Source organism: Streptomyces sp., from assembly GCF_036566765.1.
In the GTDB taxonomy this organism is placed as follows: domain Bacteria; phylum Actinomycetota; class Actinomycetes; order Streptomycetales; family Streptomycetaceae; genus Streptomyces.
On sequence record NZ_DATCVQ010000601.1, the window covers coordinates 1 to 7,913 of the forward strand.

Consider the following 7,913-nt stretch of genomic DNA (forward strand, 5'->3'; position numbering starts at 1 on the left):
CGCCCGCTAGAGGGCGACGGCCGATCACGCTTTGACCTGCGGTGATGCGAGTTACTTGGTCGACGGACCCACCTGGACGGTGACCGTCTGGCCGTTCAGCGGCTCCTTGACGACCTGAATCTTGGTGTTGGTGTCAGTTACCTGGACACCGGCCCGTTCGGTCTCCTTGTACCAGTACGTACCCTTGCGGTCGTCGAAGACCGGGTTGCCGGCCTGCGACGGGATCCACGTGCCGACGCCGGCCTTGTGCAGCTGGAAGCCGTCCGTGCGGGCGATCGTGAACGGCGAGTCGTACGCCTGGACGCGGTTGCGCGGCAGGGTGCCGTCCGACCACTTGATCGGGCTCGGGTGGGAGTCGATCGGGAGGATCAGACCCTGGCCCGGGTGCTGGGAGGTGTTGTTGTCCTTCTGGGACAGGTCCCACTTCCAGATGAGCAGACCGTTCTGGTACGGGTAGTGCTCGACCCAGCTCGACTTGTCGCCCGTGTAACCGAAGTTGTACGGGCCGACCTTGAGGGTGGCGTCGTACGAGACGTACTGGCGGTTCTCCGCGATGTAGTACTGCTCGTACGACTTCGTGAAGCCCTTGCCGACGCGCGAGAAGCCCTTCGCGGCCCAGCCGTTGTCGCCGTTCTCCGCGTTGTCGGAGAAGACGGTGGCGCCGTCGGCGGTCAGCGTGATGGCGTCGGCCGTGAAGCCCTTGCCGCCCGCGCCGCCGTCCGTCTGGTAGCGGAAGCGGAGGTCGACCTTCTTGCCCGCGTACGCGTCCAGGTTGTAGACGAGCTTCTTGTGCGCGCCGGAGACGTCGGTCAGCGCCGGGTTGCCGGCCGCGTCGCGCGGGAGCGCCTTGCCGTCGGCGGTGCCGTCCACGGCGGTCCAGTTGGCGCCGCCGTCCGTCGACACCTCGGTGTAGAGGTAGTCGTAGTCCAGCTCGATGTCGTACCAGCCCTGGAGCTCCAGGGAGGCCTTCGTCTTGCCGGTCAGGTCGACGGGGCGGGTCAGGGTGTTCTTGAGGTCGTCACCCATGTTGCTCCACCACTGGGTGGCACCCTCGGCGGGGGCCACGACATCGGTGGTGACGTCCTTCTTCGGCAGCTCGACGACGAGCGCCTGCGGGTTCTTGGTGTTGTACTCCGAGACGCCCAGCGTGTGGGTGGTCTTGGTGGCGCGCTGCCAGTCGTGGACCTTGGAGTAGTTCAGCCAGCCCAGCTGCAGCTTGTCCCAGGCGTTCATGTCGCCGGGCAGGTCGCCGATCGAGTCCTTGCCGGTGCCCAGCCAGGAGCCGGACGACATGAGGGTCCAGAACCCGGTGGAGTTCTCGCCGCCCGCGGTGTCGTAGTGGTCCGGCAGACCGAGGTCGTGGCCGTACTCGTGGGCGAAGACGCCGAGGCCGCCGTTCTCGGGCTGCATCGTGTAGTCGCCGACCCAGATGCCGGTGTCGCCGATCTGCGTGCCGCCGGACTTGTTGTTCGCCGGACCGGTCTTGCCCGCGTCGGTGCCGTAGGCGTACCAGCGGTGGGCCCACAGGGCGTCGGTCGCCTGAGCGCCGCCGCCGGCCGACTCGTCCTCGCCCGCGTGGACGATCTGGAAGTGGTCGATGTAGCCGTCGGCCTCGTTGAAGTTGCCGTCGGCGTCGAAGTCGTACCGGTCCCACTGGTCGTACTGGGCCATCTCGGCCTTGATCGCGGCGTCGCTCTTGCCCTTGGCCTTCTGGTCGGCGACCCAGGCGGTGACACCGTCGCGGACCGTGTCCCAGACGTTGGAGCAGTTGCTCTGGCCGCAGTAGTTCGAGCCGTAACGGGCCTCGTTGTACTTGACCTTGACCCAGTCCGAGACGCCGCCCTCGACCGAGTACCGGCCCGAGGAGGTCTTCTCGTAGTAGGTCTTCAGGGACTGCTTGGGCTGCCCCTTGGCGTCCTTGCCGGTGCCGAAGTACAGGTCCTGGAAGTACTGCTGGTTGAAGTCCTTCCGCCAGGCCGTCGAGTTGTTCTTCGAACGGTCCGGCTCGGCTATCCGGTTGTGCAGCGGGCCGGGCTCGCCGCCGTACTTCGGCTTCAGGTCCGGGGTCTCGTCGTCCTTGCGGTCGACCAGGGTCGTGTTGTCGACCTCGTCGCCGAACTCCACGAGGATGGTGAAGATCTTGTCGGTCTTCTCCCGGCCCAGCTCGACGTACTTCTTGCTGTCGAGCTTGACGACCTGGGAGCCCCCGCGGCGCTCGACCTTGGACTCGCCCGAGAGCACCTGCTCCAGGGCGGCCTTGCGCTGCTGCTCCTGCTGCTTGCTGTACGGACCGTCGAGGTCGTGGTCGACCGTCGTCTTGTCCGCGCCGGAACCCGGAGCCGGGTCCTGGCGCTCGATGCCTGCCGGCGCGGTCGGGCCCCTGTCCTCGGCCCAGGCACTGGCGAAAGTCGAGGCGGTGGCGGCGGTGGCCGCGAGCGCCACGACGACTGCGGACGCTCTGATCGCCCGTCGTCTGTTGGTCACTTGGTGTATGTCCTCCCCGGCGACCCGCCCTCCGCGCGGACCGAAGGTGGGGTGTCCGCGGCCGGGGTCGCACGTCACAAGTGACGACATTCGACCGGAGTTGAGGAAGAAAAGACAGACCTTGACTTGAACAGGCCAACTGCACTATGCAGGAGCGGATTCCCGATATCCGGACGAAGATCACGTCGCGGGAGCTGTCGAGAGTATCGAACAACAGGCGCATTGAACGGGGCAATTGACGGTGGCAGTGACTCGGTGCGCCCCCCTGTGCACCGGCACCGTGGGTTAGGTCACGCTTACCATCGGTTCCGCTCGGGCATGCCCCGTCGTAGAGTCGCCCGAGAGTGCGACCCCGTGCGAGTCACCCCGACCGATGCACCCTTGCTTCGAGGACTGGACCCGTCATGCCGCGTCCCAATGCCGCACAGCTCGCCTACGGTTCGGCCACCGTCGTCTTCGCGACCGTCGCCCTGCTTCTTCTCTCCCGCGCGACCACGGGACCGGGCATCGCCCTGATCGGCGTGGCCTCGCTCCTCCTCGGCCTGCTGGTCGTGCTGACCATGCCGGTCGCGTCGCGCCGCCGCGCGCGGGCGACCCGGCCCGCGGCGCCCGTTCCGGCGCACAACGACGCGATCCGGGTGCCGGCCGCGCACGTGAGCGCGGGGGCCGACACCCGGATCGGTTCGTAGCTCCCTCCCCCGTACTTCGGCTTACTGCGGCGGTGTGGCGACCACCACCGTCTTGGCCGCCTTGTCGTGCAGACCCTGCTTGTAGGGCTTGTCGACGAGGATCAGGATCAGCAGGAGCAGCGGCCAGAGGCAGGCGCAGCAGATCAGCGCGGGCAGCCAGAGCACGACCGCGCGGATCAGCGAGGCGTTCATCGGCGGCGTCGAACCGTCGTTGAGCATCGCCACGCGCATCTTCATCAGCCTCTTGCCGAAGGTCTGCCCGTTCCTCGCGACCATCACGGTGTCGTAGCCGACGTACGCCACGATGGTGATGAGCTGGAAGACCAGACCACTACCGGTACTCGTCTGACTGATGGCGTCACCGAAGTCGTCGCTGTCGGTGGTCCGCTCGTACACGTTGAACGGAATGCCGATGATCGCCAGCGGCACCGCGATGATCAGCCAGTCGATGATCCGGGCGAGGATGCGCCGGCCCGAGTCCGCGAGCGGCGGCATCCCCGAGAGGGGGTCCGGTGGTCCGTAGCCGCCGCCTCCGGAGGGCTGTGAGCCGTACGGAGGGGGCGGCGGCGCGCTGTCATAAGGGGAGCCACCGCCGCCGTACGGACCTCCCGCCGGCGGCGTGGGGTCCTGCGGCTTCTTGAGGAACGGGTCCTCTTCGGGCGGCTGGCCGGGCGGCGGCTGGTCGTTGCTCATGGGGGCAGTGCACCCCGGCCGCCCGGCCCCCGCAACGCCTCGCCCCCCGTTCGGGGGACGGCCTACTTGCCCGCGACGAAGGTGCGCGCCGCCTTGTCGTGCCAGCACTGCCGCCAGGGGCGGTCGAACAGGCACCACGCCACGTTGACCACGCCGAGGACGAGCAGCCCGAGGACGCTGTAGACCAGCCAGCGGCGCAGCGCGGCCCCGAAGCCCGGCGGCTCGTGCGCCTCGATGTCCCGGACCTCCAGGCCGCAGACCTTCTTGCCGAGCGTCCAGCCCCACTTGGAGGTGGGCAGCACCTCGTACAGCACGCCGAGGACCAGGAGGATGCCGAAGGCGATGCCGAACTGGACCGACGTGGTGCCGTCCAGGAGCCACACCTGGACCGTGGTGCCCGACTGCTTGGCCGCCTCGATCTTGTCGGCGATGTGGTCGAGGGCCTGGGTCACGAAGGGGAACGACGCACCACCGACCAGCGCGCCGAGGACGACGGAGTCGATCAGCCGGGCGGCGAACCGCTTGCCGAGGGCGGCGGGCCGGGCGGCGGCCTGCGCCTGAGCGTGCTTCAGGAACGGATCCTCGACCGGCGGCTTCCACGGGATGACCGGCTGCTGTTGCTGCTGGGCCTCCGGCTGGGCCAGGTGGTGCACCTGCTGCGCCCAGGAGGGGGACCCGCCGCCGGGGCCGGTGGTGACGGGGGCCTGCTGCTGGGGCTGCGCCTGCGGCTGGGCCTGCTGCGGGACCTGCGGCTGGGCGGTCTGCGGTACGGCCGGGGCCTGCGCGGCCTGGGACTGCGCGGGCTTGGCCGCCTGCGCGCCGAGGGCGCGGATGGTCATGGTCCCGCCGTCGTCGCTCGGAGGACGCCGCCGGATGGCGACCGTCCCCTCGGGCGCGTCCGAACCGGGCTGCGACTGCCGTACGCCGGGCAGCGCGCCGCCCGTCGGGTCGGCGGGCACCACCCCGCTGCCGGGCACGGTGCCGGCGATCCGGCGGCCCGGGGCGGCCGGCTCGGCGGAGGGGGCCCGGTCGGCCGGCGGTTGGTCGGCCGGCGTCCGGGGGTCCGTACGGGAGACGCGCGGGTCGGCCGGCTCGGGCGAGCCCCAGGAGACCTTCTGGTCCCGCTCGCCGCCGAAGCCGGACTGGCGCGAGGCGTCCGCCTGCCAGGCCGAGGCGGGCTCGGGCCGTACGTCGTCGACCGGCTCCTCGTCCAGGAACATCGGCCCGGTCTCCTCGACCGCGGGGGTCGGCGCGGGGGCCGGGGAGGCGAGGACGGGGGCGGGCGGCATCGCCGAGGCGGGCGGCGCCGGCAGGGCCTCGCCCTCCTGGGGAGCGGGCCTGCTCGTCCCGGGTACCCAGGCGGCGCCGTTCCAGTACCGGACATACCCGGGAATGGACGGGTCCGGGTAGTACCCGGCCTGGGGTACTTCCCCGCCGCCTCCTGGAGGAGTAGCCACTGCCCCGACTCCGTTCCGTCACACACCGCTGCTGCCAAGGAGGACAGTAACGAAGAACCCCGCGAGGGGAAGAAGCCGGAGGCCAGAAAGCCCGCCTTCGAGCGACATCGCCCCGATTCCCGTCGCCGAGCGTGGGTGACCGGGCCTAGGGTGTCGCCGGACCGCTGCCGTACGCGCCGCCGGGCCGCCGCGGACCGCCGCGGACCGCCGACGACGCTGCCGACGAGGCCGGGCGAGCCCTCGAGAAATTTCTCGAGAAAGTTCGTGGAAGTCGCGTAATGACCGGTCACCACCCCGCTCTCTCCTCGTGCGGGCCCGCGAGGGGCCCGTACGAGACGAGGGAGCAGGACCGTGCGGAACATCGAGAACAACACCGAGAACACCGTCGTGGAGCGCGAGCTCGAACTGCGTCTGGTGCTGTCGCCCGAGCGCAGCATCCCCGTGCCCGCGCTGCTGACGTACCGCACCGACGACCCGTTCGCCGTGCACGTCACCTTCCATGTCGGCTCGGAGCACCCCGTCAACTGGACCTTCGCCCGCGAGCTGCTCGTCGAGGGCGTGTTCCGGCCGTGCGGCCACGGGGACGTGCGGATCTGGCCGACGAAGGTCGAGGGCCGCAGCGTGGTCCTGATGGCGCTGTCCTCGCCGGACGGGGACGCGCTCCTGGAGGCCCCCACGGCGCAGGTGTCCGCGTGGCTGGAGCGGACGCTGCACGCGGTCCCGCCCGGCGCCGAGGCCGACCTGCTCGGCATCGACGACGGGCTCGCCCGGCTGCTGGCCCCGTCCCCCGAGCTCTCGACTTCGCTCGAGCAGGGAGGCGCCCCCATCGCGGACGACCTGTGGCTGCGCGACCCGTGGCCGTCGGACGAGTCTCAGGACGGCGAGCTGTGAGGCCGGCTCCGGGCACGAGCGTCCGTACGCGTCAGAAGATCTTGCCGGGGTTGAGGAGGCCCAGCGGGTCGAAGGTGTGCTTGATCCCGCGCTGCAGCTCCACTCCCACCGGCCCCAACTCCCGTGCCAGCCACTCCTTCTTCAGCGTGCCCACCCCGTGCTCGCCGGTGATCGTGCCGCCCAGCTCCAGGCCGAGCGCCATGATCTCGTCGAAGGACTCACGGGCCCGGCGCGCCTCGTCCTCGTCGGTGTGGTCGAAGCACACGACGGGATGGGTGTTGCCGTCGCCCGCGTGGGCGCACACGCCGATCGTCAGGTCGTACTTCGCGGCGATCGCGGCGGTGCCGTCGAGCATGGCGGCCAGTTTGGTGCGGGGCACGCACACGTCGTCGATCATCGTCGCCGGCTTCACGGCCTCCAGGGCGGTGAGCGAGAGCCGGCGGGCCTGGAGGAGGAGTTCGGACTCCGCCGCGTCCTCGGCGGGGACCACCTCGGCGGCGCCGGCCGCGGTGCACAGCACGCCGACCGCGGCCAGGTCGGCGGCCGGTTCCGGAGTGTCGAAGGCGCACAGCAGCAGCGCCTCGGTGGTGTCCGGCAGACCCATGTTCGCCAGCTTGTTGACCGCCCGGACCGTGGTGCGGTCCATGATCTCCAGCAACGAGGGCGTGTGGCCGGCCTCCATGATCGCGCAGACCGCCGCGCAGGCGGCCGCCGTCGAGCCGAACTCGGCGGCGAGCACGAGCTGTTGCGGCGGGCGCGGCCTGAGCGCCAGGACCGCCCTGACCACGATGCCCAGACTTCCCTCCGAGCCGACGAAGAGCCGGGTGAGGTCGTACCCGGCCACGCCCTTGGCGGTGCGCCGGCCGGTGGACAGCAGCCGGCCGTCGGCGAGCACGACGTCGAGGCCGAGCACGTACTCCGCCGTCACCCCGTACTTGACGCAGCACAGGCCGCCGGACGCGGTGCCGATGTTGCCGCCGATCGTGCACATCTCCCAACTGGACGGGTCCGGCGGGTAATAAAGCCCGAGCTCATCGACGGCGCGCGAGAGCACCGCGTTGACGACGCCGGGCTCGACGACGGCGATCCGGTCGACCGTGTCGATCTCCAGGATCCGGTCCATCTTCACCAGTGACAGCACGATGCAGCCGTCGGAGGCGTTGGCGGCGCCGGACAGGCCGGTGCGGGCGCCCTGCGGGACGACGGGGACGCGCAGCTCGGTCGCGACCCGCATGACGTGCTGGACCTGCTCGACGGTGCGCGGCAGCACGACGACGGCGGGCGCGCCGGCCGGGCAGAAGCTCGCCATGTCGTGCGCGTAGGACGCCATGACGTCGGGGTCGGTGTGCAGGGCCTCGGCGGGCAGGCCCGCGCGCAGGAGGTCGTGGAGCCGCGCGGCGGGGTGCGGCCGGGGATCGTCCGTCCGAAGATCGTCCATGGCTCCAGCGTGGCACTCGGGGCCATCGGTGTGAACCCGCCGGGCCTTCGGGTTCGTCGCCTCGGTGTGCTCTTCGTACAGGCGCACAGTGAGCGCCATGAAGAGCGTCATGAACACCGTCCGGGCGGCGGGCGGCGGGAAGCGGCCCGGCCCCTCGCGCAGGGTCCTGGTGGCCGGGGTGAGCGCGGTGGCGGTCGCGGGAGCGGCGCTGGTGTACGGGCCCGCACTGTTCGACGACGGGCCGGAGCCGCTGCCCGGTCC

General features: G+C 70.8%; 6 protein-coding genes. 2 read left to right on the forward strand and 4 right to left on the reverse strand.

The window, feature by feature from the left end:
• Positions 1 to 51: 51 nt before the first annotated feature.
• Positions 52 to 2,484 carry an immune inhibitor A domain-containing protein gene (locus VIU94_RS34755; protein ID WP_331917823.1) on the reverse strand — a complete coding sequence of 811 codons (2,433 nt, stop codon included), beginning with the start codon at positions 2,482 to 2,484 and terminating at the stop codon, positions 52 to 54.
• 404 nt (positions 2,485 to 2,888) lie between these two features.
• On the opposite strand from VIU94_RS34755, the gene VIU94_RS34760 reads away from it, so the two are divergent.
• On the forward strand, positions 2,889 to 3,173 hold the full coding sequence (locus tag VIU94_RS34760; protein WP_331917825.1) for a hypothetical protein: 285 nt from the start codon (positions 2,889 to 2,891) through the stop codon (positions 3,171 to 3,173).
• Positions 3,174 to 3,194: 21 nt separating this feature from the next.
• On the opposite strand, the gene VIU94_RS34765 is transcribed toward VIU94_RS34760, so the two are convergent.
• The gene (locus VIU94_RS34765) at positions 3,195 to 3,866 is read right to left on the reverse strand and encodes an RDD family protein (RefSeq protein ID WP_331917827.1); all 672 of its coding nucleotides are present in this window, start codon (positions 3,864 to 3,866) and stop codon (positions 3,195 to 3,197) included.
• Positions 3,867 to 3,928: 62 nt separating this feature from the next.
• A complete protein-coding gene (locus VIU94_RS34770; RefSeq protein ID WP_331917829.1) occupies positions 3,929 to 5,323 on the reverse strand; it encodes an RDD family protein in 1,395 nt (464 codons plus the stop codon).
• Between the two features lie 351 nt (positions 5,324 to 5,674).
• Here VIU94_RS34770 and VIU94_RS34775 point away from each other — a divergent pair, with 351 nt between their 5' ends.
• On the forward strand, positions 5,675 to 6,214 hold the full coding sequence (locus VIU94_RS34775; protein WP_331917831.1) for an SsgA family sporulation/cell division regulator: 540 nt from the start codon (positions 5,675 to 5,677) through the stop codon (positions 6,212 to 6,214).
• A gap of 31 nt (positions 6,215 to 6,245) precedes the next feature.
• On the opposite strand, the gene VIU94_RS34780 is transcribed toward VIU94_RS34775, so the two are convergent.
• The gene (locus VIU94_RS34780; RefSeq protein WP_331917833.1) at positions 6,246 to 7,652 is read right to left on the reverse strand and encodes an FAD-binding oxidoreductase; all 1,407 of its coding nucleotides are present in this window, start codon (positions 7,650 to 7,652) and stop codon (positions 6,246 to 6,248) included.
• Positions 7,653 to 7,913 lie beyond the last annotated feature (261 nt).